This is a genomic window from Pseudomonas sp. JV414, assembly GCF_032424305.1.
Lineage (GTDB): Bacteria > Pseudomonadota > Gammaproteobacteria > Pseudomonadales > Pseudomonadaceae > Aquipseudomonas > Aquipseudomonas lini.
Window position 1 is genome coordinate 176,562 of record NZ_VYKC01000017.1, and the last position, 25,748, is coordinate 202,309.

Here is a 25,748-nt window from a genome sequence, read left to right on the forward strand (position 1 = left end):
GGGTCTCTCCACATATTATTTTTGGCATTGGCCGAGGGTTTCAGCCTGTGAGGAGAAATTGTACTAACTGGTTAATAAGGTCAATTGAAGAGGGCGTCAGGTTCGGATTATTTGTGCGGTGATCGGACAGATGCAAAAGATCGCAGCCTTCGGCAGCTCCTACAGGAGAACGCATTCCAACGTAGGAGCTGCCGAAGGCCGCGATCTTTTCAGCGAGGCAGATGTTCAACCAGAAAATCGATAAACGCTCTCAGCCGCAACGGCACATGGCGGCTTTGCGGATACAGCAAAGTGAAAGGGCGGGAGCGTCCGCCATAAGGCTTGAGCACCTCCACCAGCGAACCGTCCGCCAGTTCGTCTTCGACAATGAAGCGATAGGTTTGAAACAACCCTGCGCCGTGTTTCGCCAATGTCACGCCGCCTAATACGTCATCGGAGCAGCAGTAGTTGCCCTCGGCAAGAATCTCCAGCGGCACACCGTTGTCGTTGAACAGCCAGGCAATCCGTCTGCCGCTGCTGGGCAGTTCGTACTGGATGCATTCGTGCTTAGCCAAGTCATCCAGGGTTTGCGGAGTGCCGGCACGCTTCAGGTAATCAGGACTGGCAATCATCACCAGCGCGGCGTCCTCCAGCGGCCGGGCAATCAGCCCGGAGTCGGGAATAGCCCGCACGCGGATTGCCATGTCATAGCCTTCGCCGACGAAATCGATGTTGCGATTGCTGATGTGCGCCTCGACTTTCACGGCGGGAAAGTGCGCCCGAAACGCAGGCAGCAAGGGCAGGATTCGATGATGGGCGTAGGTCGTCGGAATGCTGATGCGCAGAGTGCCGGAAGGTTCTTGCTGCTGTCCCATCACCTCGCGCTGGGCCTCGACCAATTGTGCGAGAGCCTCACGACACTCCTCGAAATAACGCCGGCCACTGTCGGTCAGCTTGACGCTACGGGTGGTACGCGCAAACAACCGCACACCCAAACGTTCTTCCATGCGCGACACCGAGCGGCTGACGGCGGCCGGGGTCACGCCTGCCACCAGAGCCGCGGCAGTAAAGCTGCCAGCCTCTGCGGCCAGACAAAACAGTTCGATGCTGCCCAGCTGAAGATCGTCGAAATGTCGCTGCATGATTGATTACACCGGGAATCAAATGAAGTACCAGTGGCTGTATTTATCAAATCAGGACGTACAAATACAGGGCGTTTCAATCGCCCACAAAAAAGCCGTCCAGTGGACGGCCGATTTGTAGGTGGAGGCTGCAATCAACGACGGGTCAACAACACCCCGGACTCCATGTGATGGGTCCACGGAAACTGGTCGAACATCGCGCATTGAGTAATGCGGTGGGTGTCGTGCAGTTGGGCGATGTTGGCCGCGAGGGTTTCCGGGTTGCAGGAAATGTAGAGGATGTTGTCGAAGCGTCGGGTCAGTTCGCAAGTGTCCGGGTCCATGCCGGCGCGGGGCGGGTCGACGAACACGCTACCGAACTCGTAGCTCTTGAGGTCGATGCCGTGCAGGCGGCGGAACGGGCGAACTTCGTTCAGGGCTTCGGTCAGTTCTTCGGCAGACAAACGCACCAGCGTGACGTTATCCACCGCGTTTTCACTCAGGTTGCTGAGTGCTGCGTTGACCGAGGTCTTGCTGATTTCGGTGGCCAGCGCTTTGCGCACGCGGGTCGCGAGCGGCAGGGTGAAGTTGCCGTTGCCGCAATAAAGCTCCAGCAAATCGTCGGAGCGATCGCCGAGGGCGTCGTACGCCCAGTTGAGCATTTTCTGGTTCACCGTGCCGTTGGGTTGGGTGAACGCGCCTTCCGGCTGGCGATAGCTGAAAGTGCGGCCGCCAACTTCGAGTTTCTCGACCACGTAATCGTGACCGATCACTTCGCGTTTGCCCTTCGAGCGACCAATGATGCTGACGTTCAGGTCGGCTGCCAGTTTCGACGCCGCTGCGTGCCAGTGCTCGTCCAGCGGGCGGTGATAGCACAGGGTGATCATCGCATCGCCGGCCAGGGTGGTGAGGAACTCCACCTGAAACAGCTTGTGGCTCAGGGCCGCACTCGCTTGCCACGCCGCCTTGAGTTGCGGCATCAACTGGTTGATGCGCCTGCTTGCGATCGGGAACTCTTCGATCAGGATCGGCGTGCGTTTGTCTTCCTGGGAAAACATCGCGTAGTGGCGCTCGCCGGCTTCGCGCCACAGGCGGAACTCGGCACGCAGGCGGAAGTTTTTCAGCGGCGAATCGAACACTACGGGTTCGGGTGCATTGAACGGGGCCAGCAGGTCACGCAGGCGCGTGACCTTTTCTTCGAGCTGAACGGCGTAGGCCTGGGAGTCAAAAGTCATGCGTTGAACCAACCCAATTTGATCACGAACAGAATCGACAGAATCACCAGCGCCGAATTCAACTCACGGCCGCGACCGGACAACAACTTGATGGCAGTCCAGGAGATGAAGCCGAAGGCGATGCCGTTGGCGATGGAATATGTGAACGGCATGGCCAGGGCAGTGACCACGACCGGCGCGGCGACGGTGATGTCGTCCCAGTCTATTTCGGCCAGGCCGGATGTCATCAGTACGGCGACGAACAGCAAGGCAGGCGCAGTGGCGAAGGCTGGAACGCTGGCCGCCAATGGCGAGAAGAACAGCGCCAACAGGAACAGAATCGCCACCACAATGGCGGTCAGACCGGTGCGGCCACCGGCACTCACGCCAGCTGCGGATTCGATGTAGCTGGTGGTGGTCGACGTACCCAGCAAGGAACCGGCCATGGCCGCGGTGCTGTCGGCGATCAGGGCGCGGCCCATTTTCGGCATGTGGCCGTCCTTGCCCATCAGGCCGGCGCGCTTGGCGACGCCGATCAGGGTGCCGGAGTTGTCGAACAGGTCGACGAACAGGAAAGCGAAGATCACGCTGACCAGACCGATGTCCAGTGCGCCTTTGATGTCCAGTTGCAGGAAGGTCGGTGCCAGCGACGGCGGCATCGACATCACGCCACCGAACGGGGTGAAGCCCATCACGATCGAAGCGATGGTCACCGCGAGAATACCGATCAGCACCGCACCGCGTACTTTCAGGGCCTCCAGGGCGACAATCAGGGCAAAACCGAGGGTCGCGAGAATCGGCGCCGGTTGCTTCAAGTCGCCGAGACCGACCATGGTCGCCGGGTTGCTGACCACGATGCCGGCGTTGTGCAGGGCGATCAATGCCAGGAACAAGCCGATACCGGCGGCAATCGCCGAGCGTAGCGCCAGCGGAATGCTGTTGATGATCCATTCACGGATGCGGAAGATCGACAACAGGAAAAACATCACCGCCGAGATGAACACGGCGCCCAGCGCCACTTGCCAGGTGTGGCCCATGTGCAGGACCACGGTGTAAGTGAAGAAGGCGTTCAGGCCCATGCCCGGTGCGAGGGCGATCGGGTAGTTGGCGATCAGGCCCATGGTCGCCGAGCCGATGGCGGCTGCCAGACAGGTGGCGACGAACACCGCGCCCTTGTCCATGCCGGTCTCGCCGAGGATGCTCGGGTTGACGAACAGAATGTAGGCCATGGCCAAAAAGGTCGTGACGCCCGCCAGAATCTCGGTCCGCACGTTGGTGTTGTGTGCCTTGAGTTGAAACAGCCTTTCCAGCATGTCTGCTCCTCGTGGCGCGCCCGGCGCCGTGAATGTATCGACCTCAACAGCAAAGCACAGACCGCTGCAGGCGCCTGGGTATTTTCTGTGGGGTCGGAAAAAGCCGCGCATCATACCAGCAGCGTGGGGCTATGGCTGCTTATGGCTGCGATCGTCGTCGATGTTTTGCACAAAAGGGAACTGCGCCATACTGCGCGCTGTTTTTTTGGGGGAGGGAGGGGGTAGATATGTATTGCATTAGTAAGCGTGTGATTGCGGCATTCGGGTTGCTGCTCACCTGTTTCATCGGCGTGCAAACAGCCTCTGCGGCCATGGCTCAACCGTTGAGCCAGGTGAAGGTGCTCAAGGTCGAATCGCCAGGCTGTGGCTTTGAAAATATCGCGGATGGCCAAGCGCAAACCAGTTGCGACCACAAAGGGCCAAACATCAAGGTGTACGTGCTGGAAGTCGGCTACGGCCGTGCAGCCCATGTCGCACTGGACGGTTTCGAGTTGAACGGCACCCGAACCCCTGTCTGTGCTTTTGATACCGGCAACCTGACCGAGTGCTCCGCCGGGAAAAAAACCGTCGGCTATCTGTACATCTTCAACCTGGCGGGCAAGCAGGACGGCACCTTCACGTTCAGCAACACCTCGATCAACGCACCGGGCAATACGATGTCGACGCAGCTTTACATCAAGTAATGGCTGGGCTCGAACAAGGGTCAGGAAAGCTGACTACGCTTTAAAGATTATCCTGTGGACAGCACCCATGACCTTTAGAGCCCTGATTACCCTCGCCGAGGGCATCGACGATCTGCAAACCGTGACCCTGATCGATGTGCTGCGCCGCGCCAAGGTTGAAGTGGTGGTGGCCAGCATCGAGGCACGGCGCATGCTCACTTGCGCTCGCGGCACCCGCTTGACCGCCGATGCGATGTTGGTGGATTTGCTGGCCCAACCCTTCGACCTGATCGTGCTGCCTGGCGGTGCCGTGGGGGCGCAACATTTGGCGGCTCACCAACCCCTGCAACAATTGATCAAGGACCAGTCCGCCGCCGGGCGCCTGTTCGCCGGTATCGCCGAATCTCCGGCACTGGCGCTGCAAACCTTTGGTGTTTTGCGTCAGCGGCGCATGACTTGCCTGCCTACGGTCAGCAATCAACTGTCGGGCTGCAACTTCGTCGATCAACCGGTGGTGGTCGATGGCAACTGCATCACTGCTCAGGGCTCAGGCGCCGCGTTGGAGTTTGCGCTGACGCTGGTGGAGCAACTCTGCGGCAAAGCCACGCGGTCGACGGTGTCGGGGGAATTGGTGGTCTAGTGAATGTCAGGCGTGGATAGCAATCGGTTCGATAAAGGGTTGCTCACGCTGCTCCGCTTGCCAGAGATCGTAGTCGGTCTGAACCCCTAACCACATCCGGGCCTTACCGATTCCAGCCCGCTCCAGACGTACCGCCAAGTCCGGACTGATGGGCGCATGGCCGTGCAGCACTCGCGAAAGATGCGGGCGGGCGAATCCAAGGTGCCTGGCCAATTCGGTGACGCTGATACCAAGCTCGGGCAATACATCCATCAAGAGTGTTTCACCAGGGTGTGGCGGGTTGTGCATGGGCATGGTCCTGCCTCCTGTCAGTGGTAATCCAGATAGTCGACCAGTTCGATATCCGAACCAATAAAACGAAAAATCACCCGCCAGTTCCCCGAAACGCTGAGTGACCAATATTCGGTCAGCTCGCCCTTGAGCGGATGTAACCGCCATCCCGGAAGGTCGAGGTCGTCGGGCGCCACTGCACGATCCATGAACTGCAGCATGCGAGCCAGACGTTTCGCATGATCTGCTCGAATCCCACGAGTCGAACCGGTTTCGTAGAAGCCACGAAGGCCTTTGTGCTGAAAGGATTTGATCATGCTCGAAGTGTAAGGCGATACATTACACTTGATGCACTATCTATGTATTGCACTTGGTCGGAGAATTTATGCTTTGTGCTGATTTCCGGTCTTTTGGAAGCAGGTACGGGACCTCCGTATCCTGAGTTACGTCAGGCCCTGACCTCTTCCACCGGCACATGCATGCGGTCGCGGTTGGCCAGGGTCGGGAACAGTTTGATCCAGGTCCCGGTCACCATCAGCGTGCCGATGCCGCCCATGACCACTGCCGGCACGGTGCCGAACCAGTGGGCCGTCAGGCCTGATTCGAACTCGCCGAGCTGATTCGAAGCGCCGATGAACAAGCCATTCACCGCGCTGACCCGGCCGCGCATTTCGTCGGGGGTTTCCAGTTGCACGAATGAGGCGCGGATCACCATGCTGATCATGTCCGCTGCGCCCAACACCACCAGTACCGCGAGAGAAAACCAGAACGAAGTCGACAGGCCGAAAGCGATGGTCGCCACGCCGAATATACCCACCGCGGTAAACATCACTCGTCCGACGTTGCGCTCCACGGCAAATCGCGCCAGAAACAGCGACATCAACAGCGCACCGACTGCAGGGGCCGAACGTAGCAGACCCAGACCCCACGGGCCGGTCAGCAGAATATCTTTGGCGAACACCGGCAGCAGCGCGGTCGCGCCACCCAGCAGAACCGCAAACAGATCCAGGGAAATCGCCCCGAGAATATCCGGGCGGCTGCGAATGAAGCGGATGCCCGCCAGCAGCGAATCCAAAGTGGCCTTGCCCTTGTTCAGCGGTGTCTGCCGGGCCGGGAGGTTGAGCATCAGCGCACAGGCGATGAGATAAAGGATCACCGTCGGGCCATACACCCAAACGCTGCCGAAGGCGTAGAGCAAACCGCCCAGCGCCGGAGCGACGATGGTTGCTGATTGTTGCGCAGATTGCGCGGCGGCAACGGCACGGGGGAATAACGCGCTGGGCACAATGCTCGGCAGCAATGCCTGGGTCGTCGGCATTTCGAAGGAGCGGGCAGCACCGAGCAGGAAGGCGAGGATGAAGATCATCTCCCGGGTGACCTGGTCGGTCGCGCTGCCAATGGCCAGTGACAGGGCGATCAGCGCTTGCAGGGACTGACAAATCGCCGCGACCTTGCGCCGGTCATAGCGGTCCGCGACATGCCCGGTGTGCAGCATGAACAACACACGGGGAACAAATTCCACCAAACCTACCAAGCCTAGATCGAGCACATTGCCGGTCAGTTGATACAGATTCCAGCCGATGGCCACCGTGAGCATCTGAAAACCGCTGGCGGTAAACACCCGCGCCAGCCAGAACGCGATAAACGGGCGGTGATGACGTAACAGCAGGGGCGCTTGGCTGGGCATCTGAAGGCAGGTCTGGGCAAGGGAAGGGCGAGATTATCACCAACCTGTAACTAGAAGTTGCAAGGCTGGGAAATTTAGTTAGCTAGACACCGATCTATGGAACATACGAAATCCCTGTGGCGAGGGGGCTTGCCCCCGTTGGGCTGCGAAGCGGCCCCAGACCTAGGCAACTCATTTCTGCCAAGTACACCGCAGTAACCGGATTTACGACTGCTGCGCAGCCGAACGGGGGCAAGCCCCCTCGCCACAGTTAGTCCACCCATAAAAATGTATTGCAGCCTATGACCAAACCTATGAGGCAACCTGTCACGCGGCAAAAGACCACACCGTCCATCGGCAAAAATGCGACTACTCTTTCAACGTTGCTTGATCCAGATCAAGACCCTTCGTGGAATTGATCCGGTGGCCAGATGGCCAGACTCCCTACGTTTGTGATGATGGTACAAAAAGAACGAATTCGAATTCGCCACACTCCATATCCGTGGGGGCAGTGGGTGTAGGCCGCAAGCCTTCAGCCGGTATTACCTGACAGAGGAAGACTTATGTTCGGTTTGGAGGCACTTGATCTCGCCCGGATTCAGTTCGCATTTACCATTTCGTTCCACATCCTGTTCCCGGCTATCACCATTGGCCTGGCGAGTTACCTGGCGGTGCTCGAAGGCCTGTGGCTGAAGACGCACAACGACACTTACCGCGATCTGTACCATTTCTGGTCGAAGATCTTTGCCGTCAACTTCGGCATGGGCGTGGTTTCCGGCTTGGTCATGGCCTATCAGTTCGGCACCAACTGGAGCCGTTTCTCGGACTTCGCCGGTTCGGTGACCGGGCCATTGCTGACCTATGAAGTGCTCACTGCCTTCTTCCTTGAGGCCGGTTTCCTCGGCGTCATGCTGTTCGGCTGGAACAAGGTCGGGCGCAAGCTGCACTTTTTCTCGACGGTCATGGTAGCCATCGGCACCCTTATTTCGACCTTCTGGATTCTGGCCTCCAACAGCTGGATGCAGACCCCGCAAGGTTACGAAATCGTCAATGGCCAAGTCATTCCGGTGGACTGGCTGGCGATTATTTTCAACCCGTCGTTCCCCTACCGGCTGTTGCACATGTCCACGGCGGCGTTTGTGGCGACCGCCTTCTTCGTCGGTTCGTCGGCGGCCTGGCACTTGCTGCGCGGCAAGGACAACCCGGCAATCCGTACCATGCTCTCGATGGCGATGTGGATGGCACTGATCGTTGCTCCGATTCAGGCGGTTATCGGTGACTTCCACGGCGTTAATACGCTTAAGCATCAACCGGCGAAAATCGCTGCGATCGAAGGCCACTGGGAAAACGTCGGCGATGAACCGACCCCGCTGATCCTGTTCGGCTGGCCGGACATGAAAGCCGAGAAAACCAAATTCGCGGTAGAAATTCCGTACCTCGGCAGCCTGATTCTGACCCACACCCTGGACAAGCAAGTACCGGCACTCAAGGAGTTCGCGCCTGAAGACCGGCCGAATTCGACCATCGTCTTCTGGTCATTCCGGATCATGGTCGGCCTGGGCGTGCTGATGATCTTCACTGGTTTGTGGAGTCTGTGGCTGCGCAAACGTGACAGGCTTTATACCTCACGTCCATTCCTGTACCTGGCGCTGTGGATGGGTCCATCCGGCCTGGTCGCGATTCTCGCCGGCTGGTTCACCACTGAAATCGGCCGTCAGCCGTGGGTGATCTACGGCTTGATGCGCACGGCAGACGCATCCTCCGGGCACAGCTTCGTGCAGATGAGCATTACCTTGGTCATGTTCGTTGTGGTGTATTTCGCGCTGTTCGGTGCAGGTCTTGGCTACATGATGCGTCTGGTGCGCAAAGGGCCGAAGATCGACGAAGGCAAGGAAACCAACGAAGGCGGTCCTGGCCAGAAACGCACACCGGCCCGTCCGCTGTCCGCAGCCGATGACGATGGCAGCGAAGCTGATAACAGCCCCAGCCTGACCAAGGAGATTTGACTCATGGGTATTGATCTTCCGCTGATCTGGGCCGTGATCATCATCTTCGGCATCATGATGTACGTGGTCATGGACGGCTTCGACCTGGGAATCGGGATTCTCTTCCCGTTCATCAAGGGCAAGAGCGATCGTGACGTTATGATGAACACCGTCGCCCCGGTCTGGGACGGCAACGAAACCTGGCTGGTATTGGGCGGCGCAGCATTGTTCGGCGCCTTCCCGCTGGCCTATTCGGTGGTGCTCTCGGCGCTGTACCTGCCGCTGATTTTTATGCTGATCGGGTTGATTTTCCGCGGTGTGGCCTTCGAGTTCCGCTTCAAGGCCAAGGACGACAAGCGTCACCTCTGGGACAAGGCATTCATCGGTGGCTCGATCGCCGCTACCTTCTTCCAGGGCGTGGCATTGGGTGCGTTCATCGATGGGCTACCGGTAGTCAATCGTCAGTTTGCCGGCGGTTCACTTGACTGGCTGACACCGTTCACGATGTTCTGCGGTGCGGCGCTGGTGGTGGCTTACGCGCTGCTCGGTTGCACCTGGTTGATCATGAAGACCGAAGGCAAATTGCAGGAACAGATGCATGACCTGGCGCGGCCATTGGCCTTCGTGTTACTGGCGGTGATTGGCATCGTCAGTATCTGGACGCCGTTGGCCCACGCTGATATTGCTGCACGCTGGTTCTCTCTGCCGAACCTGTTCTGGTTCTTGCCGGTGCCGATTCTGGTACTGGTGACCCTGTACGGTCTGATTCGCGCGGTGGCGCGCAATGCGCATTACACGCCATTCCTGCTGACCCTGGTGTTGATCTTCCTCGGCTACAGTGGTCTGGGTATCAGCCTGTGGCCGAACATCGTGCCACCGTCGATTTCGATCTGGGACGCCGCCGCACCGCCGCAAAGCCAGGGCTTCATGCTGGTGGGCACGCTGTTCATCATCCCGTTCATCCTGGGTTACACCTTCTGGAGCTACTACGTGTTCCGCGGCAAGGTCACCCACGAAGATGGCTACCACTAGCGACTACGGCGCAGGATTGATACCGGCGCCATTCCAGAGGAGAAAGCGATGATGGCGGGCAAACCTACGTTGCAGGAAATTGAAGCTGCCGAGAAAAAGCCGCTCTGGCAGCGACTCGGCTGGCTGGCGATGATCTGGACCGGCAGCGTCGTGGCACTGTTCATTGTGGCCTCGCTGATGCGCATGTTCATGAATGCCGCCGGTTTGAGCACCCACTGAAATTCCCATCCCGTTGCCTTGCGGCACGGATTTATAACCCTCCTGATGGAGGGTTTTTTTTCGCTTTTATTTACGTGCTTTGAGAATGACGAACTTGGGGGTGGCTGCTACTTGCTCGACGCCGCGGAACAACCGCGCCAGCTTGCTGTGATAACCCAGATGACGGTTGCCGACGATGTACAGCGCGCCGCCCACCACCAACGATTCACGCGCCTGCTGGAACATCCGCCAGGCCAGGAAATCGCCGACCACTTGCTGTTGGTGAAACGGCGGATTACACAGCACCACGTCCAGGGATTGAGGTTCCTGCTCTGCCAAACCATCGCCTGCCCGCACGATCACGTCACGATCGCCCAGCGCCGCGCGCCAGTTTTCAGCGGCCGATTGCACCGCCATGAACGATTCGTCCACCAGCGTGTAGTGGGCCTCAGGGTTTTGCAGGGCACTGGCAATTGCCAGCACGCCGTTGCCACATCCGAGGTCGGCAACTCGCGCTGCGCCGAGGTTCTTCGGCAAGTGCGGCAAAAAGGCCCGCGTACCGATATCCAGCCCTTCGCGGCAGAACACATTGGCGTGATTGAGCAGTTCGATCGCAGGGGCGTCGAGTCGATAGCGGGTCGGGTAGGGGGAGACAGCAGGGGCTTTGGCTTCGGCTGTGGCGATCAGCAGTCGAGCCTTTTTCACTGCCAGCGAGGCTTGCACCGGGCCGATGTAACGCTCCAGCAGATCGCCCGCAGCGCGTGGCAAATGCTTCACCATCGCGGCCGCAATCACTTGAGCGCCGGGAGCCAGTTGCCCTTGTAGCCGGATCAGTTGCTCTTCCAGCAGGGCCAGGGTTTTCGGTACCCGGATCAATACCCGGTCGAACGGCCCGATGAACGCTTCGCTGGCAGGCACCTTCGGCACTGCATCAAACGCCTGGCCGTTGCGTATCAGGTTTTTTTCCAGCCCCTGAAAAGCCAGAAACGAATCGCCGCTGCTGGTCACCCGAACCTTGCCCACCAGGCTGGCGGCCAAAGCACCGAAGCTGTCATTGAGCACCAGCACTCGGGTATCGGCTGCCGGTTGTTGCTCGGCCAGATGAGTGAGCAGGTATTCGTCTGCGGCATCAAACGCTTGTAATGGTTCGTTCTGCTGTTCTGGCTGGCGGATCAGATCGAGTTGAGCGAAGGGGGTTTCGAGCAGAGGCATGAGGCGGGGGCTCTGGGTAGTCAACGGAAGATGAACAACGAGTGGCCCGGCGCTCAGGGGCGTTGTAGCGGGCGGAACCATCCGAGCGAACTGCGTCGTGGAACTTCACACGGCATCACTCAGGATGGATCGCAGATGGTACGTTTTTTTGGTCTGGATTACTCGCAGGGATTACCTGATTCGAGCAGTTTCAGATAATGCCCGCTCTCGCTGCTTTGATCACTGCGGACATTTTGTTGTTGGCGCCGAATTTGTGGATGGCGCCCCGTATATGGAACTGTACCGTGCTTTCGCTCAGGCTGAGGATGATCGCGATCTCGCCTGCGGTCTTGCCGTCGGCTGAATATTTCAATACCTCGACTTCTCGGGATGATAAATGCACGGTGCCCGGTTTCGAGGGCGCAGGCAGATCCTTCGCGACAAGCCCGTGCAGATGACGGCTAATGAACAACGCGTAGCCCAGATTTTTATACAGATCGTGCGTAGTAACCGGGCAGTGGCTTCTGGCCAGGCTCAGCATGCTGCAAAGACCATTCTGATCATGAACGGATTGGGACCAGCCATAGCGCAAACCTTGCTGTTTTTGTGCTTGCCACAATATCGGTGTCTTGGAGAAGACCTCTTCCTGCCAAAGAATCGGTAATTCGGAATGATTGCAATGGGCTAGTATCGGGTCGACTTCACTGAAGTGCTCTTGTTCATATTTCGTGTTCCATTCGATGGGATAATTATTCAGATTGATCGTATGGCGGTGTATCCCCCTTGTTTGGGAGGTTATTGAAAATGCACAGAAATTAAAGCCAAGATTCTTAACGAGATTAAGAGAAATCTCGTACGCGGTCTCCATTTTCTGAGCGTAAGAAAGCTGCGCTAACTGTGATTCCTTCCACACTTTCATTGGGTAACTCCATGCGGACTTACTTGCGTTGGTGCTGATTGGATCCAAGATCCGGCACGCCACGAGTGTAGGAGAATTCTTATTTGCGTGCTGGATTTTTTTGCTCTTGAAAAAGCTTGCAACTGCATAACCTGTTCTTAGGTTCTGTTACAGCGGACAAACAGACTTCATGCCAACTGTTATCGTTTTGTAATTTTGTACTGTTTAGTTATGTGCCTAAAAGACATTACAAATCACCGGTGTTTACGCCGCCTGCTTTGCGGGACACTGGAGTCACCTGTTGAATGGAGCGACCCATGACTGCCAGTGCAGAGAAATTCACGCGCCAGACGCTGCTTGACGTCCAGACGTTGACTCCAAACCTGTTTACCCTGCGGACCACCCGGGATCCGGGCTTTCGTTTTCGCGCAGGGCAATTCGCCCGGCTGGGTGTGACGAAGGTGGACGGCAGTACGGTGTGGCGGGCTTATTCCATGGTCTCGTCACCCTATGACGAGTTCCTGGAGTTCTTCTCCATTGTCGTACCGGGAGGGGAGTTCACCAGTGAATTGAGTCGGCTGGAAGTCGGCGATACGCTGCTGGTCGACCGCCAGTCCTTTGGCTATCTGACGCTGGATCGCTTCGTCGATGGCCGTGACCTCTGGTTGTTATCCACAGGCACCGGGCTGGCGCCCTTTCTGTCGATCCTGCAGGACTTCGAGGTTTGGGAAAAATTCGAACGAATCATCCTGGTCTACAGCGTGCGCGAAGCGCGGGAGCTGGCGTACCAAGAGCTGATTGCAGGGCTGTCCCAGCGCGATTATCTGGCCGAATACGCGCACAAGCTGCAGTTCATCGCCACCGTTACCCGCGAGCAGCATCCGGGGGCCCTGAATGGGCGGATCACGACACTCATGGACAGTGGCGAGCTAGAGCGGACGGCCGGTGTAGCGCTGACAGCCGAGCATTCGCGGGTAATGCTCTGCGGTAATCCACAGATGATCGATGACACGCGCAAGTTGCTCAAACAACGGGACATGCACCTGAGCCTCAGTCGACGACCCGGCCAGGTGGCAGTGGAAAACTACTGGTAAACAAACGGCGCCAAAGGCGCCGTTTGTTGGGGCAATCAGTTATCAGGGCTGATTGTTCTGAGCCTTGAGCAGATCGCGAATCTCTTCCAGCAGCTCTTCTTCCTTGGTCGGAACCGGCGGCAGGGTTGGTGCAACGGCCTCTTCGCGTTTCAGACGGTTGATGGCCTTGACGCCCATGAAAATCGCGAAAGCGACGATGATGAAGTCGATCAAGCTCTGGATGAACTTACCGTAGGCCAGCATCACCGCGGGGACATCACCGTTGGCAGCCTTGAGCGTAATGGCCAGGTCACTGAAGTCCACCCCACCGATCAGCAGGCCGATTGGCGGCATCACCACGTCGCCGACAAACGATGAAACGATTTTGCCGAAGGCCGCGCCAATGATGATACCCACGGCCATGTCGACCACATTACCTTTGACCGCGAAGGCCTTGAACTCACTTATCACGCCCATAGGTTATTTCCTTGTTACAGATGAGGTTGGTGAACGCAGTGTAATTCAGCAAAACGGCTCGTGCTCGAAACACCGTCTTACAATGCTCGCTCTTATCGACACATCTTCCGGCAATTAGTTTGCAAAGTGCCACCAGTCGCGCGCGATTACCCGCTCTAGAACGGGCTTTCCAGAACCTTTTCGCTATCGACTCGGTGCGGGATTTCTATTTATGTTTTGGCCTTTGGGTCACTAGCCTCTGTGGGGCGCACCTGGATGCGCCTTATAAAATCAGAGGAAACTTCCATGACGACTCCCCTTGGCCTCGGGGCTTTTCCACTCCGTCGTACCCTTGGCGTCCTGACCGCTAGCCTGTTGTCCTTCTCCGTCAACGCAGCGACGTTGACCCGCGATAACGGTGCCGCCGTCGGCGACAACCAGAACTCGCAAACCGCTGGCGCGACCGGGCCGGTGCTGTTGCAAGACGTGCAACTGATCCAGAAACTCCAGCGTTTCGACCGTGAACGCATTCCCGAACGCGTGGTGCATGCCCGTGGCACTGGCGCCCATGGCACGTTCACCGTGACCGACGATCTCAGTGACCTGACCAAGGCCAAGGTGTTCGCCGGCGGTCAGAGCACGCCGGTATTTGTGCGTTTCTCCGCGGTGGTCCATGGCAACCATTCACCGGAAACCTTGCGTGATCCGCGGGGGTTCGCCACCAAGTTCTACACCGCAGACGGTAACTGGGACCTGGTCGGCAACAATTTTCCGACCTTCTTCATCCGTGATGCGATCAAGTTTCCAGACATGGTCCACGCCTTCAAGCCAGACCCGCGCACCAACCTTGACGACGATTCCCGTCGTTTCGACTTTTTCTCCCATGTTCCGGAAGCCACTCGCACCTTGACCGAGTTGTATTCCAACTCCGGCACGCCGGCCAGTTATCGGGAAATGGACGGTAACGGTGTACATGCCTACAAGTTAGTTAACACCAAAGGCGATGTGCACTATGTAAAGTTTCACTGGAAAAGTTTGCAGGGGATAAAAAACCTCGACCCTAAAGAAGTGACGGGTGTTCAAGGTCAAGACTACAGTCATATGACTAACGACTTGGTGTCACATATTAACAAGGGTGACTTCCCTAAGTGGGACTTGTACATCCAGGTTCTAAATCCACAAGACTTGTCCAAGTTTGATTTCGATCCGCTGGACGCGACCAAGATCTGGCCCGGTGTTCCTGAACGAAAAGTTGGACAAATGGTGTTGAACCGTAATCCAGCGAATGTTTTCCAGGAAACCGAACAAGTGGCCATGGCCCCCGCCAATTTGGTTCCGGGTATCGAACCTTCGGAAGATCGCTTACTGCAAGGGCGAGTGTTCTCATATGCCGATACCCAACTGTATCGTCTGGGGGCCAACGCTCTGCAGTTGCCGATCAACGCACCCAAAATCGCCGTGAACAACGGTAACCAGGATGGTGCAATGAACCTCGGCGCCAGCAGCACGGGCGTGAATTACCAGCCAAGTCGCTTGCTGCCCCGTGAAGAGCCGCAAACCGCGCGTTACAGCCAGTCGGCCCTGTCGGGCAGCACGCAGCAGGCGAAGATTCAGCGTGAGCAGAACTTCAAGCAGGCCGGCGATCTGTATCGCTCGTTCAACCAGAAGGAACGTCAGGACCTGATCGACAGCTTCGGTGGCTCCCTGGCCACCACCGATGACGAGAGCAAGCACATCATCCTGTCCTTCCTTTACAAAGCCGATCCGGAGTACGGGACCGGAGTGGCCAAAGTAGCCAAGGGTGATCTGGCTCGGGTCAAGGCGCTGGCGGCCAAACTGGTCGACTGATCCATCTGCCTGAAGCGGGACCTCATGCGAGGTCCCGTCTGATCAAGGAGTTCCGTCATGCGTTTTTATCTGTCTGTGTTTCTGGCGTTCGTGTCGTTCAATGTGCTCGCCGGGTCTGACGCGCAAGCCTCGCAAGCCTCGCAAGACCCTGCGGCGCTGAAAGCCCAGTTACAGGATTACTATTTCGATGCCGCTCGACGCGGTGATGTGCCGATGCTCGAGACCTTCATCGAGGCCGGCTATTTCCTCGATACCCGCGACGGCAAGGGTTACACCGCGCTGATTCTGGCCGCCTATCACGGCCAGGGTGCCGCAGTGGAGCGTTTACTCGCTGCCGGAGCGGACGCCTGCGCGCAGGATCAACGCGGCAACACGGCGTTGATGGGCGCAATTTTCAAAGGCGAAGTGCAGATCGCTCGAACCCTGCTTGCGGCCAATTGCAGCCCCGACCAACGCAACGGCGCGGGACAGACCGCGGCGATGTACGCCGGATTGTTCAAGCGCGTCGAGCTGCTCGACGCACTCAAGGCCAAAGGCGCGGACATGAACGCCGAAGATCCGCTGGGCAACAGTGCCACGCGTCTGGCCAGCGGTGAAATCCGCACCGCCGCGCCGCGCTGATCCGCGCCAGCTGAGCTATCATCGCGGTTTTTGCCGGGAGTTCAGATGGCCAAGGCCAAGCGCATGTACGGCTGCACCGAGTGTGGCTCAACCTTCCCGAAGTGGGCCGGCCAGTGCGGCGAATGCGGGGCCTGGAACACGCTGACCGAAACCATGGTCGAGAGCGGCGGCGCCGCAGCCCCCAGCGGGCGCACCGGTTGGACCGGCCAGCAGGCACAGATCAAAACCCTGGCCGAAGTCAGTGTTGAAGAGATTCCGCGTTTCTCCACGGCGTCCAGCGAGCTGGATCGCGTTCTGGGCGGCGGCTTGGTGGATGGCTCGGTAGTGTTGATCGGTGGTGATCCTGGCATCGGTAAGTCGACCATTTTGTTGCAAACCTTGTGCAACCTCGCCAAGAGCATGCCGGCGCTGTATGTCACCGGCGAAGAGTCCCAGCAACAAGTGGCCATGCGCGCCCGGCGCTTGGGCTTGCCTCAGGATCAGTTGCGGGTGATGACCGAAACCTGCATTGAAACCATCATCGCCACCGCCCGGCAGGAAAAGCCCAAGGTGATGGTGATCGACTCGATCCAGACGATTTTTACCGAGCAACTGCAATCGGCTCCGGGGGGCGTTTCCCAGGTTCGCGAAAGTGCGGCGTTGCTGGTGCGTTATGCCAAACAAAGCGGCACGGCGATTTTCCTCGTGGGCCATGTCACCAAAGAAGGCGCGCTGGCTGGTCCTCGAGTACTGGAACATATGGTCGACACCGTTCTGTATTTCGAAGGCGAATCCGATGGGCGCCTGCGCCTGCTGCGAGCGGTGAAAAACCGTTTCGGCGCGGTGAATGAATTGGGCGTGTTCGGCATGACCGACAAGGGCCTGAAAGAAGTCTCCAACCCCTCGGCGATTTTTCTGACCCGTGCCCAGGAAGAAGTCCCGGGCAGTGTGGTCATGGCCACGTGGGAAGGCACCCGGCCGATGCTGGTGGAAGTTCAGGCATTGGTGGACGACAGTCATCTGGCCAACCCGCGCCGGGTGACGCTTGGTCTGGATCAGAATCGCTTGGCCATGCTGTTGGCGGTTTTGCACCGCCATGGCGGCATTCCGACCCACGATCAGGACGTGTTCCTCAACGTGGTCGGCGGGGTGAAGGTGCTGGAAACAGCATCTGACTTGGCGCTGATGGCGGCGGTCATGTCCAGTTTGCGCAACCGGCCGCTGCCCCATGATCTGCTGGTGTTCGGCGAAGTCGGCTTGTCGGGTGAAGTACGCCCGGTGCCGAGTGGCCAGGAACGCTTGAAAGAGGCGGCCAAGCACGGCTTCAAGCGAGCCATCGTGCCCAAGGGCAACGCGCCGAAAGAGGCGCCGCCGGGATTGCAGATTATTGCCGTGACGCGTCTCGAACAGGCGCTCGACGCATTGTTCGAATAGCTGCAAGCAACACACATCCTGTGGGAGCCGGGCTTGCCCGCGATAGCGGTTTGTCAGTCGACATTTTTGGTGGGACTGAAATCGCCATCGCGGGCAAGCCCGGCTCCCACAGGGTATTGCGTCGTGTTTTCAGATTTCGATCAACGCGCCCAGCTCCCGCTCCAATTCCTGAGGATCGCCCAGGTTGAACTCGATCAACCGCCGCAGCCGTTCAATCGATTCCAGGCTGATGTGTTTGCAGACAAACCCGAGTTGACCATGGTCATCGTGGGTCAACATCACATCCATCTTGATCTCGACGTCTTCGTTAAGATGAATATCAACCAGGAAATGCCAGTCTGGATTACCCAGCCACGGCTCGGGCTTCTCGATAAGCAGCCCCTTGAGCGACAGGTCGATCAACTTCACCGGCCAGATGAATTCCCCTTGGCTCAGCTCGGTTCGGGCATCGAACGCAATACGTTTGAAGCGGCGGCGATCAGCAGGGTGGTCACTCATGGCGCAATCCTCTGAATGTCCGCTGACTATAGACCCGCATGGTTAAAGCCTGCCAGCAAAGACAGGCTCTGGATCAATGTCGGGGTATGGCCTTTGCCGTCAGTAGCGCTAAACTCCGGATGGCTGTCTTTCTTGTCCACTCTGGCTGGAATCATAAAATGAAAAATAATAATAGCCTGCTACGCCACCTACCCTGGCTGCTGCTGGCAATCCTGGGAGCGTGCGCCCTGGGCGTAGTGGCATTGCGCCGAGGCGAGGCGATCAACGCCTTGTGGATTGTGGTCGCCGCCGTGGCCATTTATCTGGTCGCGTACCGCTACTACAGCCTGTTCATCGCTAACAATGTGATGCAACTCGATCCGCGTCGGGCTACACCAGCGGTACTCAACAATGACGGTCTGGACTATGTGCCGACCAACAAACACATCCTTTTCGGTCACCACTTCGCGGCCATCGCTGGCGCGGGGCCGCTGGTCGGGCCGGTATTGGCGGCGCAGATGGGCTACCTGCCCGGTACGCTGTGGCTGATTGCCGGCGTGGTGCTGGCCGGTGCGGTTCAGGACTTCATGGTCCTGTTCATGTCCACCCGCCGCAACGGTCGTTCTTTGGGCGATATGGTCCGTGAAGAAATGGGCCGCATCCCGGGGACCATCGCGCTGTTTGGCTGCTTCCTGATCATGATCATCATCCTCGCGGTGCTGGCGCTGATCGTGGTCAAGGCCCTGGCCGAAAGCCCTTGGGGCATTTTCACGGTGATGGCGACCATCCCGATCGCGATGTTCATGGGCATTTACATGCGCTACATCCGCCCGGGTCGCATCGGTGAAATCTCGGTGATCGGCGTGGCGTTGCTGCTGGGTTCGATCTGGCTGGGCGGGCAGATTGCCGCTGATCCGGTGTGGGCCAAGGCGTTCAGCTTTACCGGGGTCCAGATCACCTGGATGCTGATCGGCTATGGTTTTGTCGCGGCGGTATTGCCGGTGTGGCTGATTCTGGCGCCGCGTGACTACCTGTCCACCTTCCTCAAGATCGGCACCATCGTCGCGCTGGCGATCGGCATCCTGATCACCATGCCTGAGCTGAAAATGCCGGCATTGACCCAGTTCATCGACGGCACCGGACCGGTGTGGAAGGGCGGTCTGTTCCCGTTCCTGTTCATCACCATTGCCTGTGGCGCGGTGTCCGGTTTCCACGCACTGATCTCCTCCGGCACCACGCCGAAGTTGCTGGATAACGAGGTTAACGCCCGTTACATCGGTTACGGCGGCATGCTGATGGAATCCTTCGTCGCCATCATGGCAATGGTGGCTGCATCGGTGATCGAGCCGGGCGTGTACTTCGCCATGAACAGCCCGGCGGCGGTCGTCGGCGGTGACGTGGTGGCTGTTGCACAAGCTGTCAGTGGCTGGGGTTTCGCAATTACGCCGGAAGCGCTGCAGGCGGTGGCCAAGGACATCGGTGAAACCACCATCCTGGCCCGTGCCGGCGGTGCACCGACCCTGGCGGTCGGTATCGCGCAGATCCTGCACAGTGTGTTGCCGGGTGAAAACACCATGGCGTTCTGGTACCACTTCGCAATCCTGTTCGAAGCGCTGTTTATCCTGACCGCGGTCGACGCCGGCACCCGTGCCGGACGCTTCATGTTGCAGGATTTGCTCGGCTCCTTTGTGCCGGCGCTCAAACGCACCGAGTCCTGGACTGCCAACCTGATCGCAACCGCCGGTTGCGTGGCGATGTGGGGGTATCTGCTGTACCAAGGCGTGATTGACCCGCTGGGTGGCATCAACACCTTGTGGCCGCTGTTCGGTATCTCCAACCAGATGCTGGCCGGAATCGCGCTGATGCTGGCAACCGTTGTCCTGATCAAAATGAAACGCCAACGCTACATCTGGGTCACCATGCTGCCAGCGGTGTGGCTGCTGATCTGCACCACCACCGCAGGCTTCATCAAGCTGTTCGACGCCAACCCGGCAATCGGCTTCCTGTCGTTGGCGAAGAAATACAGCGATGCGTTGGCCAACGGGCAGATTCTGGCCCCGGCCAAGAGCATCGAGCAGATGCAGCATGTAATCTATAACGCCTACACCAATGCAACGCTGACCGCGCTGTTCCTGTTCGTGGTGTTCAGCATCCTGTTCTATGCGCTCAAGGTCGGTATTGCCGCCTGGGGTACCAAAGAACGTACGGATAAAGAATCGCCGTTCCAGGCTCAGCCGGATGCGTAATCGAGGATTGCACCATGTTCAATGACCTGAGTCGCCTCGGTAAATACCTCGGTCAGGCTGCGCGCCTGATGGTCGGCATGCCCGACTACGACAACTACGTCGAGCATATGCAAACCAAGCACCCGGACAAACCGGTGATGAGCTACGAGATGTTCTTTCGCGAACGTCAGGAAGCCCGTTACGGTGGCAAGGGTGGGCCGAAGTGCTGTTGATGCAACAGCCTGGCTGATGCAATCCCTGTGGGAGCGGGCTTGCTCGCGAAAGCGGTGTGTCATTCAACATTCATGTCGACTGACACGATCTCTTCGCGAGCAAGCCCGCTCCCACATTTGTTTTGTGTTGTTTCTTAACTTTGTGAAACAGGAGAACCCGTTTGTCCTCTCCCATTCCAGTAACAATCCTCAGTGGCTTTCTCGGCGCGGGAAAAACCACGCTGCTGCGCTATCTGCTCAAAGCCGAGCACGGCCTGAAAATCGCCGTGATCGAAAACGAATTCAGTGACGCCGGTATCGACACCCAACTGTTGGGCGACGAGCCGGTGCAAGTGATGACGCTGTCCAACGGCTGCGTCTGCTGCACCATCCACACCGATTTGACCAAGGCGCTGTACCTGCTGCTCGAACGTCTGGACAGCGGCGAAATAGCCTTCGATCGTCTGGTCATCGAATGCACCGGTCTGGCCGACCCGGCCCCGGTGGCGCAAACCTTCTTCATCGACGAAGAACTGCGTGAGCGCTACATCCTCGACGGCATCATCACCCTGGTGGACGCGGCCCACGCCGACCTGCACCTGACCCAGACCATTGCCCAGGCACAGATCGGCTTTGCCGACCGCTTGCTGGTGAGCAAACGGGATCTGGTGGACGAACCGACCTTCACTGCCCTCAGCGAGCGCCTGACCCGCATCAACCGCCGCGCGCCGATTCGCTTGGTCGAGCACGGCAAGATCGACCTGGCAGAACTGCTCGACGTGCGCGGTTTCAACCTCAACGCCGATCTCGGCGGTGGCGTGAGTCTGCGTCCAGTGAGCAAGGCGCCGTCCATCGACCGTATCTCCAGCCTGGTGTTACGCACCGACAAGCCGCTGGATATCGATAAACTCAGTGAGTTCATGAACGAACTGCTGGAAGACCATGGCAAGCAATTGCTGCGATACAAAGGTGTTTTGAACATCCTTGGCGAACCGCGGCGCATGGTGTTTCAGGGGGTCTTGAAGCTGTACGGATTCGACTGGGATACCGAGTGGGCCGATGATGAAGTGCGGGAAAGTGTCATTGTGTTTATTGCTGATGAGTTGCCCGAAGAAAAAATTCGTGAAGGGTTCGCAAAAGTTGCAATAGACTAAGTTGTTAGTGTTTGTGATGAGTTGGGTGGTTACATTAAGTTAGAGTTTGTAGCGGGCTTTGGTGTTCCGTTGATGTTAACTTTCTTGGGTGCCAATGAAGGCACCTATTAGGTTAATATTGGAGCGTTATATGAAAGAGCAAATCCTGGAAATGTCTGGCGATTTCGACAGTGAGTTTGAAGCCTATGTGAAAGGCGGTATCAACAAGATGGCGGGCGTTGAAGTCATGTCCACCACCGCGATTACCTGCGAGAGCCTGGGTTGCACGGTTTTCTGCTAAATCGTCAGTAATATATGGCAGGTCGATGACCTGCCATTTTGGTCAAGGATGGCAAGCATGTTGGCTGATATTCTGACGTTCCAAGAGCGTGAAACATTGGGCGCGGGAAATGGAGTCGATATCGACTTACTGCGCAAGACCATGGAGATGCTGCATAAGGATGATGACGCCGTTATAAAATATTTCGGCATGAATAGGAGTGAGTTGGTTGGGCGGCTCGAGAATGGCACCGAGTATTGTGAGTCTTTACAGCACGCCTCGATAGAAGTTTTGCACAATAAAATTCAATTGATCGTTGCGTTGAGCCATGGTGATCAGCCAAGCAGTACGAGTCAGGAGGCATTTGAAGGCTTTTATAGGGTTTTTTATTGTTACTTTAAGCAAGTGTTTGGGTGCGATAAAAGATATGTCGAAAGTTGTCAGTATTTCAATGCCGAATCGTTGCTGGCCAGTGTCCAGCCTTATGTAATAGCCTGTCTTAAGCGTTTGTCGCAAAAGTCCCTTGTCCATTGTCTTAATACGCGAATATCACAAGGCGTCGATACGGACCTGAACACCTTCGAGCAGTTTCTTGGTACCCAATCGATAGGCCCGCTCCTGGCGTCCTATCCGGTACTGACTGACCTGCTGATCCAGCAAATGGAAAGCACATCCGCCTACCTGTACAAAGTCATCTCCCATTTTGCCAAGGACGCCGATGCGCTGGCTCAGCTATTCGCACTGCGAGGGCGACGAATCGATTCTATCGACCTCGGATGGGGCGATCCCCATGCCAACGGCGAAACGGTCTGTGCTGTTCAGATCGCTACCACTTCGTTGGTCTACAAACCAAGAAGCAACCGCGAAGCGGAGTTCTATGGCGCGTTGATGAGGCTGTTGCACGAGAACAACCGTGACGAGTGTTTCTCTGCGCATACCCCATCGTTGATCTGCAGAGACGACCATTGCTGGATCGAAAAGGTAGAGAATCGAGCCTGTGAGACGGTAGGTGATGTGGCGTTGTACTACCGAAGAACGGGAGCGCAGATTGCGATCGCCCATGCCTTGAATGGCATGGATTTTCACTACGAAAACATCATCGCGTGCGGGAGCAGTCCGGTCATGATCGACCTTGAGTGTCTGTTTACAGCCTCAATGATTGACCTCAAGGGCGACCTTCCCGGTACCAGCGCGTTGTTCAAAACCTTGAAACTGAACGGTCAGTCGATATTCGCGACGGGTTTTGTTCCCTATTCACCTGGCTCTGAAAACGACTTCAGCGGCCTGACCCGACAAAAGCACTTCACCTCAAATGTACTGCGTCTGGTTCGTGAGCAAGGTTTCTATCACTTGAAGCGGGTCAGCATCGAAAAGACGCCGATTATCCGACACCTTCCGGTTCTCGATGGCCTGCCACGTTCGCTGGAAGACTATCAGGAAGACATTTTTGAAGGATTTGAGTTGGCCTACGATGAGGTGATGAAGCATCGGAGCGCGATACTGGCGTTGATCCGTCAGCATGCCAGTGAGTTGAAAACACGGGTATTAATCAAGAATACCCAGCGTTATGTGGACTTCATCGAATTGACGCTGCATCCGCGCTTTATGCAATGCATGCTCCAGCGCCAGTTGCTGTTGGCCACGTTGTGGTCGGAGTTGAGCGAAACGCTTATTGGCAAGCATGTTCCTGGTCACGAGTCGGTCGATCTGGAGCGGGCAAATATCCCAAGTTTCAGCATGCCTATCGGCTCCAATCGATTGTTCAGCGGTCATGGCGGGTTCGTGGCTGAACTCGACATCGAGAGCCCACTTGAAAGTTGCCGACGAAAGCTGAGCGATCTGTCCGCCAAGGACAAAGCTTTTCAGACACTCATCCTGCGCGAGTGCCTGTTCCCTTCGGACAATGGGGCCATGCCCTTGAATAGGCAGCATCGCCAGAAAGGTGTGCCGGGTATGCGGATGTCGGACTATCTTGCAGGGGCGCTGAGAGTTGCGGCAGTGATCGAACGGTTGAGCATTGAGGGCGAAGACGGAGATGTAGCGTGGTCTTTCCTCAATACCCATCCGACAACTCGACGCAACTACCTCTCGCCCATGAGTAACAGCCTGTATAGCGGCATGGGTGGGTTGGCTGTTTTTTACATGAGCCTGTTTCGAGTCAGCGGTCAGCCAGAACACTTGAGCATGGCCGACCGAATTGTCGACTCGATGGCCAGATCCCACGAGCATTTTGACAGCGACATTGCGGTCAGCGCCTATTTCGGCCTGGCGTCTTACCTTTATGTCCTGGTCAACCATCAACAGGTCATGGGGCGGGATATCCATCGCGCGACCATTGATGACTTATTGCTCAAGCTCGCCGACTTTCCGCGTCAGGACGACGAGTTTGACTTCCTTAATGGATGGTGCGGGACGGTCACGATACTGGTGAATCTGTATCAGCTGGAAAAGCGAGACAGTTTGATCCCACTCATCGAAAAATTCTCGGCAGCCATTCAAGCCGAACTGCTGAACGAAGAGGGGAGATTTGTGCGCAAGTCCTGTCGAACGCCTTTGCTCACCGGATTCTCCCACGGGATTTCAGGCATTCTCCAGGCGCTCGGCAAAGCTTATGAGGTGACGGGGAATGCGGCGCTCGTCCCGCTGATCGAGGCCTTGTTGAAGGACGAAAACCGCCTGAAAGCCCAGGGATTCTGGCTGGATCTGCGTGATGCCTCGAAGTCGTCCCACATGACCAAGTGGTGTCACGGCGATGCCGGGATCCTGATCTCCAGGTTGCAACTCAAGAAAGCGCTCAAAGGTGTATTCAGTGTGGAGCTGGGGGCGATCGTCGACAACGATATCAGTCAGTGCGAGCACAATCTCTGGCACCACGGACTTGGGTCCGGCTACAGCCTTTGCCATGGTGACTTCGGTAATCTGGTGTGTTTGCTGGAGCTGTATCGCAGCACGGGAAACAATCAGGGAATTGCGAGGAGTCAGCAGGCGTTCTCCGAGGTCGCAGACAACTTCTTCAATGAAGACTTCATGACGCAAAACAGCGTACCTGTTCTCGGGATGATGCTGGGACTCACAGGGGTGGGTCAGGCGTTGTTGTGTGCGGTAGAGCCGACGTTGCCGAATGTCCTGTCGTTGATGTTTATGGATGTTCGCCCAGCAGCCTCTGTTCAAGATCATCCAGATATTGTGTCATCAAGCGCACTGCTGCACTGACGTCGGTTCGCTCCAGGGCATCCATAAGGCGGACGTGCGTCTGCCAGGTGCAAGCGCTACCAGTTTGTCCCTTATATTGTTGTGCAATCGCCAGCGACGTCAGAGGTACGAGGCTTTCGAGGAAGTGCGCCAACGGGGCGTTATCGGCCATGTTGGCAAGTTGCAGATGGAATTCGCCGGACAGACGGATAGCCGTACCGTGCTGGCCTCGCTCCATGCACTGACGTTGCTCTTCGGTCAATTCACGTAACTTGACCAGCATGCTGGAATGGCGCCGTTGACAGGCGAGCTGAACCAGCGTGCTTTCGGCCAGGCGACGGGCATGGAGTACCTGGCGGGTTTGTTCGGGGGCGGGCGCGGCGACTCGCGGGCGGTGATTAGGTCTCAAGATGATGACCTGCTGATGGGACAGACGCGACAGAACCTGGCGCACGGTGCTTCGGCTGACCCCGAACATATGCCCCAGGCTTTCTTCGGTGAAACGGCTGGAAGGGCTGATGCGTTGCTCAAGGATGGCGTCGAAGATCCGCGGATAGACATCATCCACCGATGGCTTCTCGCTGTCCGTTCGGGAGAAGGGCAGGGCAGTGAATATCTGTGGTGAGGCGAAGCTGTTCATGGCCTGTCT

Annotated in this window: 25 protein-coding genes; 14 read left to right on the forward strand and 11 right to left on the reverse strand. The window is 57.4% G+C overall.

All coding sequences use genetic code 11. The features are described from left to right. Positions 1-209: 209 nt before the first annotated feature. The 3 genes from F6R97_RS18620 to F6R97_RS18630 form a co-directional block, all read right to left on the reverse strand. Complete coding sequence (locus F6R97_RS18620) at positions 210-1,121, reverse strand: LysR family transcriptional regulator (protein ID WP_315866911.1); 912 nt, start codon at positions 1,119-1,121, stop codon at positions 210-212. 134 nt (positions 1,122-1,255) lie between these two features. After that, positions 1,256-2,335 carry a tRNA (uridine(54)-C5)-methyltransferase TrmA gene (trmA, locus tag F6R97_RS18625; RefSeq protein WP_315866912.1) on the reverse strand — a complete coding sequence of 360 codons (1,080 nt, stop codon included), beginning with the start codon at positions 2,333-2,335 and terminating at the stop codon, positions 1,256-1,258. Further along, positions 2,332-3,627, reverse strand: a complete 1,296-nt coding sequence (locus F6R97_RS18630; RefSeq protein WP_038981444.1) for an NCS2 family permease — start codon at positions 3,625-3,627, stop codon at positions 2,332-2,334. The genes trmA and F6R97_RS18630 overlap by 4 nt, the downstream gene beginning before the upstream one ends. A 227-nt stretch (positions 3,628-3,854) precedes the next feature. Here F6R97_RS18630 and F6R97_RS18635 point away from each other — a divergent pair, with 227 nt between their 5' ends. Together F6R97_RS18635 and F6R97_RS18640 are read left to right on the forward strand one after the other, a co-directional pair. Further along, positions 3,855-4,310, forward strand: coding sequence for a DUF4879 domain-containing protein (locus F6R97_RS18635; RefSeq protein ID WP_315866913.1), 456 nt, complete (start codon positions 3,855-3,857; stop codon positions 4,308-4,310). 67 nt (positions 4,311-4,377) lie between these two features. Beyond that, complete coding sequence (locus F6R97_RS18640) at positions 4,378-4,929, forward strand: DJ-1 family glyoxalase III (protein WP_038981446.1); 552 nt, start codon at positions 4,378-4,380, stop codon at positions 4,927-4,929. 6 nt (positions 4,930-4,935) lie between these two features. On the opposite strand, the gene F6R97_RS18645 is transcribed toward F6R97_RS18640, so the two are convergent. The 3 genes from F6R97_RS18645 to F6R97_RS18655 form a co-directional block, all read right to left on the reverse strand. Next, positions 4,936-5,223 carry a HigA family addiction module antitoxin gene (locus tag F6R97_RS18645; protein ID WP_038981447.1) on the reverse strand — a complete coding sequence of 96 codons (288 nt, stop codon included), beginning with the start codon at positions 5,221-5,223 and terminating at the stop codon, positions 4,936-4,938. A 14-nt stretch (positions 5,224-5,237) separates the two neighbouring features. Then, positions 5,238-5,516 (reverse strand): type II toxin-antitoxin system RelE/ParE family toxin, encoded by a 279-nt coding sequence (locus F6R97_RS18650; RefSeq protein ID WP_038981449.1) that lies wholly within the window; start codon positions 5,514-5,516, stop codon positions 5,238-5,240. A gap of 131 nt (positions 5,517-5,647) precedes the next feature. Then, positions 5,648-6,886, reverse strand: coding sequence for an MFS transporter (locus F6R97_RS18655; protein ID WP_315866914.1), 1,239 nt, complete (start codon positions 6,884-6,886; stop codon positions 5,648-5,650). Positions 6,887-7,428: 542 nt separating this feature from the next. Here F6R97_RS18655 and F6R97_RS18660 point away from each other — a divergent pair. From F6R97_RS18660 to F6R97_RS18670, 3 genes are read left to right on the forward strand one after another with little or no spacing between them, the layout of a single operon-like run. Further along, complete coding sequence (locus F6R97_RS18660) at positions 7,429-8,871, forward strand: cytochrome ubiquinol oxidase subunit I (protein ID WP_048396469.1); 1,443 nt, start codon at positions 7,429-7,431, stop codon at positions 8,869-8,871. A 3-nt stretch (positions 8,872-8,874) separates the two neighbouring features. Next, entirely contained in the window at positions 8,875-9,882 is a 1,008-nt protein-coding gene (gene cydB / locus F6R97_RS18665) for a cytochrome d ubiquinol oxidase subunit II (RefSeq protein WP_038981455.1), read from the forward strand. 51 nt (positions 9,883-9,933) lie between these two features. After that, positions 9,934-10,101: a DUF2474 domain-containing protein gene (locus tag F6R97_RS18670; protein ID WP_080772158.1), complete on the forward strand. Its 168-nt coding sequence runs from the start codon at positions 9,934-9,936 to the stop codon at positions 10,099-10,101. Positions 10,102-10,167: 66 nt separating this feature from the next. On the opposite strand, the gene F6R97_RS18675 is transcribed toward F6R97_RS18670, so the two are convergent. Then, a complete protein-coding gene (locus F6R97_RS18675) occupies positions 10,168-11,292 on the reverse strand; it encodes a methyltransferase (RefSeq protein ID WP_217858116.1) in 1,125 nt (374 codons plus the stop codon). Positions 11,293-11,482: 190 nt separating this feature from the next. Continuing rightward, entirely contained in the window at positions 11,483-12,190 is a 708-nt protein-coding gene (locus tag F6R97_RS18680) for an autoinducer binding domain-containing protein (RefSeq protein WP_038981459.1), read from the reverse strand. Positions 12,191-12,486: 296 nt separating this feature from the next. Here F6R97_RS18680 and F6R97_RS18685 point away from each other — a divergent pair, with 296 nt between their 5' ends. Continuing rightward, positions 12,487-13,263, forward strand: coding sequence for a ferredoxin--NADP reductase (locus F6R97_RS18685; protein ID WP_315866915.1), 777 nt, complete (start codon positions 12,487-12,489; stop codon positions 13,261-13,263). Between the two features lie 42 nt (positions 13,264-13,305). Here F6R97_RS18685 and mscL read toward each other — a convergent pair whose 3' ends face one another. After that, positions 13,306-13,719 (reverse strand): large-conductance mechanosensitive channel protein MscL, encoded by a 414-nt coding sequence (gene mscL, locus F6R97_RS18690; protein WP_007895273.1) that lies wholly within the window; start codon positions 13,717-13,719, stop codon positions 13,306-13,308. Positions 13,720-14,004: 285 nt separating this feature from the next. Here mscL and katB point away from each other — a divergent pair, with 285 nt between their 5' ends. Genes katB through radA form a run of 3 tightly spaced genes read left to right on the forward strand, consistent with a single transcriptional unit; the run spans position 14,005 to position 17,580 of the window. Beyond that, positions 14,005-15,546, forward strand: a complete 1,542-nt coding sequence (gene katB, locus F6R97_RS18695) for a catalase KatB (RefSeq protein WP_315866916.1) — start codon at positions 14,005-14,007, stop codon at positions 15,544-15,546. 57 nt (positions 15,547-15,603) lie between these two features. After that, positions 15,604-16,167 carry an ankyrin repeat domain-containing protein gene (locus F6R97_RS18700; RefSeq protein WP_048396473.1) on the forward strand — a complete coding sequence of 188 codons (564 nt, stop codon included), beginning with the start codon at positions 15,604-15,606 and terminating at the stop codon, positions 16,165-16,167. A gap of 45 nt (positions 16,168-16,212) precedes the next feature. Beyond that, a complete protein-coding gene (gene radA, locus F6R97_RS18705; protein ID WP_007937264.1) occupies positions 16,213-17,580 on the forward strand; it encodes a DNA repair protein RadA in 1,368 nt (455 codons plus the stop codon). Positions 17,581-17,709: 129 nt separating this feature from the next. Here the strand turns inward: radA and F6R97_RS18710 are convergent, their stop codons facing one another. Continuing rightward, positions 17,710-18,078, reverse strand: a complete 369-nt coding sequence (locus F6R97_RS18710) for a PilZ domain-containing protein (protein WP_048396474.1) — start codon at positions 18,076-18,078, stop codon at positions 17,710-17,712. Between the two features lie 158 nt (positions 18,079-18,236). Between F6R97_RS18710 and F6R97_RS18715 the strand changes: the two genes are divergently transcribed. The 5 genes from F6R97_RS18715 to lanM all read left to right on the forward strand — a co-directional run bounded on the left by F6R97_RS18715 (position 18,237) and on the right by lanM (position 25,120). Then, the gene (locus F6R97_RS18715; protein WP_038981466.1) at positions 18,237-20,303 is read left to right on the forward strand and encodes a carbon starvation CstA family protein; all 2,067 of its coding nucleotides are present in this window, start codon (positions 18,237-18,239) and stop codon (positions 20,301-20,303) included. A 14-nt stretch (positions 20,304-20,317) separates the two neighbouring features. Next, positions 20,318-20,515: a YbdD/YjiX family protein gene (locus tag F6R97_RS18720; RefSeq protein WP_007895266.1), complete on the forward strand. Its 198-nt coding sequence runs from the start codon at positions 20,318-20,320 to the stop codon at positions 20,513-20,515. A 161-nt stretch (positions 20,516-20,676) separates the two neighbouring features. Then, positions 20,677-21,648: a GTPase gene (gene yjiA, locus F6R97_RS18725; RefSeq protein ID WP_038981467.1), complete on the forward strand. Its 972-nt coding sequence runs from the start codon at positions 20,677-20,679 to the stop codon at positions 21,646-21,648. A gap of 130 nt (positions 21,649-21,778) precedes the next feature. Further along, a complete protein-coding gene (locus F6R97_RS18730; protein ID WP_167344826.1) occupies positions 21,779-21,928 on the forward strand; it encodes a hypothetical protein in 150 nt (49 codons plus the stop codon). A 57-nt stretch (positions 21,929-21,985) separates the two neighbouring features. Next, positions 21,986-25,120 (forward strand): type 2 lanthipeptide synthetase LanM, encoded by a 3,135-nt coding sequence (lanM, locus tag F6R97_RS18735; protein WP_315866917.1) that lies wholly within the window; start codon positions 21,986-21,988, stop codon positions 25,118-25,120. Here lanM and F6R97_RS18740 read toward each other — a convergent pair. Beyond that, entirely contained in the window at positions 25,047-25,739 is a 693-nt protein-coding gene (locus F6R97_RS18740; RefSeq protein ID WP_082157866.1) for a GntR family transcriptional regulator, read from the reverse strand. The genes lanM and F6R97_RS18740 overlap by 74 nt on opposite strands. Between the last annotated feature and the right edge of the window lie 9 nt (positions 25,740-25,748).

What these genes read in the sequence shown, in the direction of transcription:
- F6R97_RS18660 (WP_048396469.1), top strand. Translation starts at nt 7,429, where the DNA reads ATGTTCGGTTTGGAGGCACTTGATCTCGCCCGGATTCAGTTCGCATTT.
- F6R97_RS18670 (WP_080772158.1), top strand. Translation starts at nt 9,934, where the DNA reads ATGGCGGGCAAACCTACGTTGCAGGAAATTGAAGCTGCCGAGAAAAAG.
- F6R97_RS18630 (WP_038981444.1), bottom strand. Translation starts at nt 3,627, where the DNA reads ATGCTGGAAAGGCTGTTTCAACTCAAGGCACACAACACCAACGTGCGG.
- F6R97_RS18655 (WP_315866914.1), bottom strand. Translation starts at nt 6,886, where the DNA reads ATGCCCAGCCAAGCGCCCCTGCTGTTACGTCATCACCGCCCGTTTATC.
- katB (WP_315866916.1), top strand. Translation starts at nt 14,005, where the DNA reads ATGACGACTCCCCTTGGCCTCGGGGCTTTTCCACTCCGTCGTACCCTT.
- cydB (WP_038981455.1), top strand. Translation starts at nt 8,875, where the DNA reads ATGGGTATTGATCTTCCGCTGATCTGGGCCGTGATCATCATCTTCGGC.
- F6R97_RS18640 (WP_038981446.1), top strand. Translation starts at nt 4,378, where the DNA reads ATGACCTTTAGAGCCCTGATTACCCTCGCCGAGGGCATCGACGATCTG.
- F6R97_RS18740 (WP_082157866.1), bottom strand. Translation starts at nt 25,739, where the DNA reads ATGAACAGCTTCGCCTCACCACAGATATTCACTGCCCTGCCCTTCTCC.
- F6R97_RS18710 (WP_048396474.1), bottom strand. Translation starts at nt 18,078, where the DNA reads ATGAGTGACCACCCTGCTGATCGCCGCCGCTTCAAACGTATTGCGTTC.
- F6R97_RS18700 (WP_048396473.1), top strand. Translation starts at nt 15,604, where the DNA reads ATGCGTTTTTATCTGTCTGTGTTTCTGGCGTTCGTGTCGTTCAATGTG.
- F6R97_RS18730 (WP_167344826.1), top strand. Translation starts at nt 21,779, where the DNA reads ATGAAAGAGCAAATCCTGGAAATGTCTGGCGATTTCGACAGTGAGTTT.
- mscL (WP_007895273.1), bottom strand. Translation starts at nt 13,719, where the DNA reads ATGGGCGTGATAAGTGAGTTCAAGGCCTTCGCGGTCAAAGGTAATGTG.
- radA (WP_007937264.1), top strand. Translation starts at nt 16,213, where the DNA reads ATGGCCAAGGCCAAGCGCATGTACGGCTGCACCGAGTGTGGCTCAACC.
- F6R97_RS18635 (WP_315866913.1), top strand. Translation starts at nt 3,855, where the DNA reads ATGTATTGCATTAGTAAGCGTGTGATTGCGGCATTCGGGTTGCTGCTC.
- F6R97_RS18675 (WP_217858116.1), bottom strand. Translation starts at nt 11,292, where the DNA reads ATGCCTCTGCTCGAAACCCCCTTCGCTCAACTCGATCTGATCCGCCAG.
- trmA (WP_315866912.1), bottom strand. Translation starts at nt 2,335, where the DNA reads ATGACTTTTGACTCCCAGGCCTACGCCGTTCAGCTCGAAGAAAAGGTC.
- F6R97_RS18715 (WP_038981466.1), top strand. Translation starts at nt 18,237, where the DNA reads ATGAAAAATAATAATAGCCTGCTACGCCACCTACCCTGGCTGCTGCTG.
- F6R97_RS18685 (WP_315866915.1), top strand. Translation starts at nt 12,487, where the DNA reads ATGACTGCCAGTGCAGAGAAATTCACGCGCCAGACGCTGCTTGACGTC.
- F6R97_RS18620 (WP_315866911.1), bottom strand. Translation starts at nt 1,121, where the DNA reads ATGCAGCGACATTTCGACGATCTTCAGCTGGGCAGCATCGAACTGTTT.
- F6R97_RS18645 (WP_038981447.1), bottom strand. Translation starts at nt 5,223, where the DNA reads ATGCCCATGCACAACCCGCCACACCCTGGTGAAACACTCTTGATGGAT.
- F6R97_RS18680 (WP_038981459.1), bottom strand. Translation starts at nt 12,190, where the DNA reads ATGAAAGTGTGGAAGGAATCACAGTTAGCGCAGCTTTCTTACGCTCAG.
- F6R97_RS18720 (WP_007895266.1), top strand. Translation starts at nt 20,318, where the DNA reads ATGTTCAATGACCTGAGTCGCCTCGGTAAATACCTCGGTCAGGCTGCG.
- F6R97_RS18650 (WP_038981449.1), bottom strand. Translation starts at nt 5,516, where the DNA reads ATGATCAAATCCTTTCAGCACAAAGGCCTTCGTGGCTTCTACGAAACC.
- lanM (WP_315866917.1), top strand. Translation starts at nt 21,986, where the DNA reads ATGTTGGCTGATATTCTGACGTTCCAAGAGCGTGAAACATTGGGCGCG.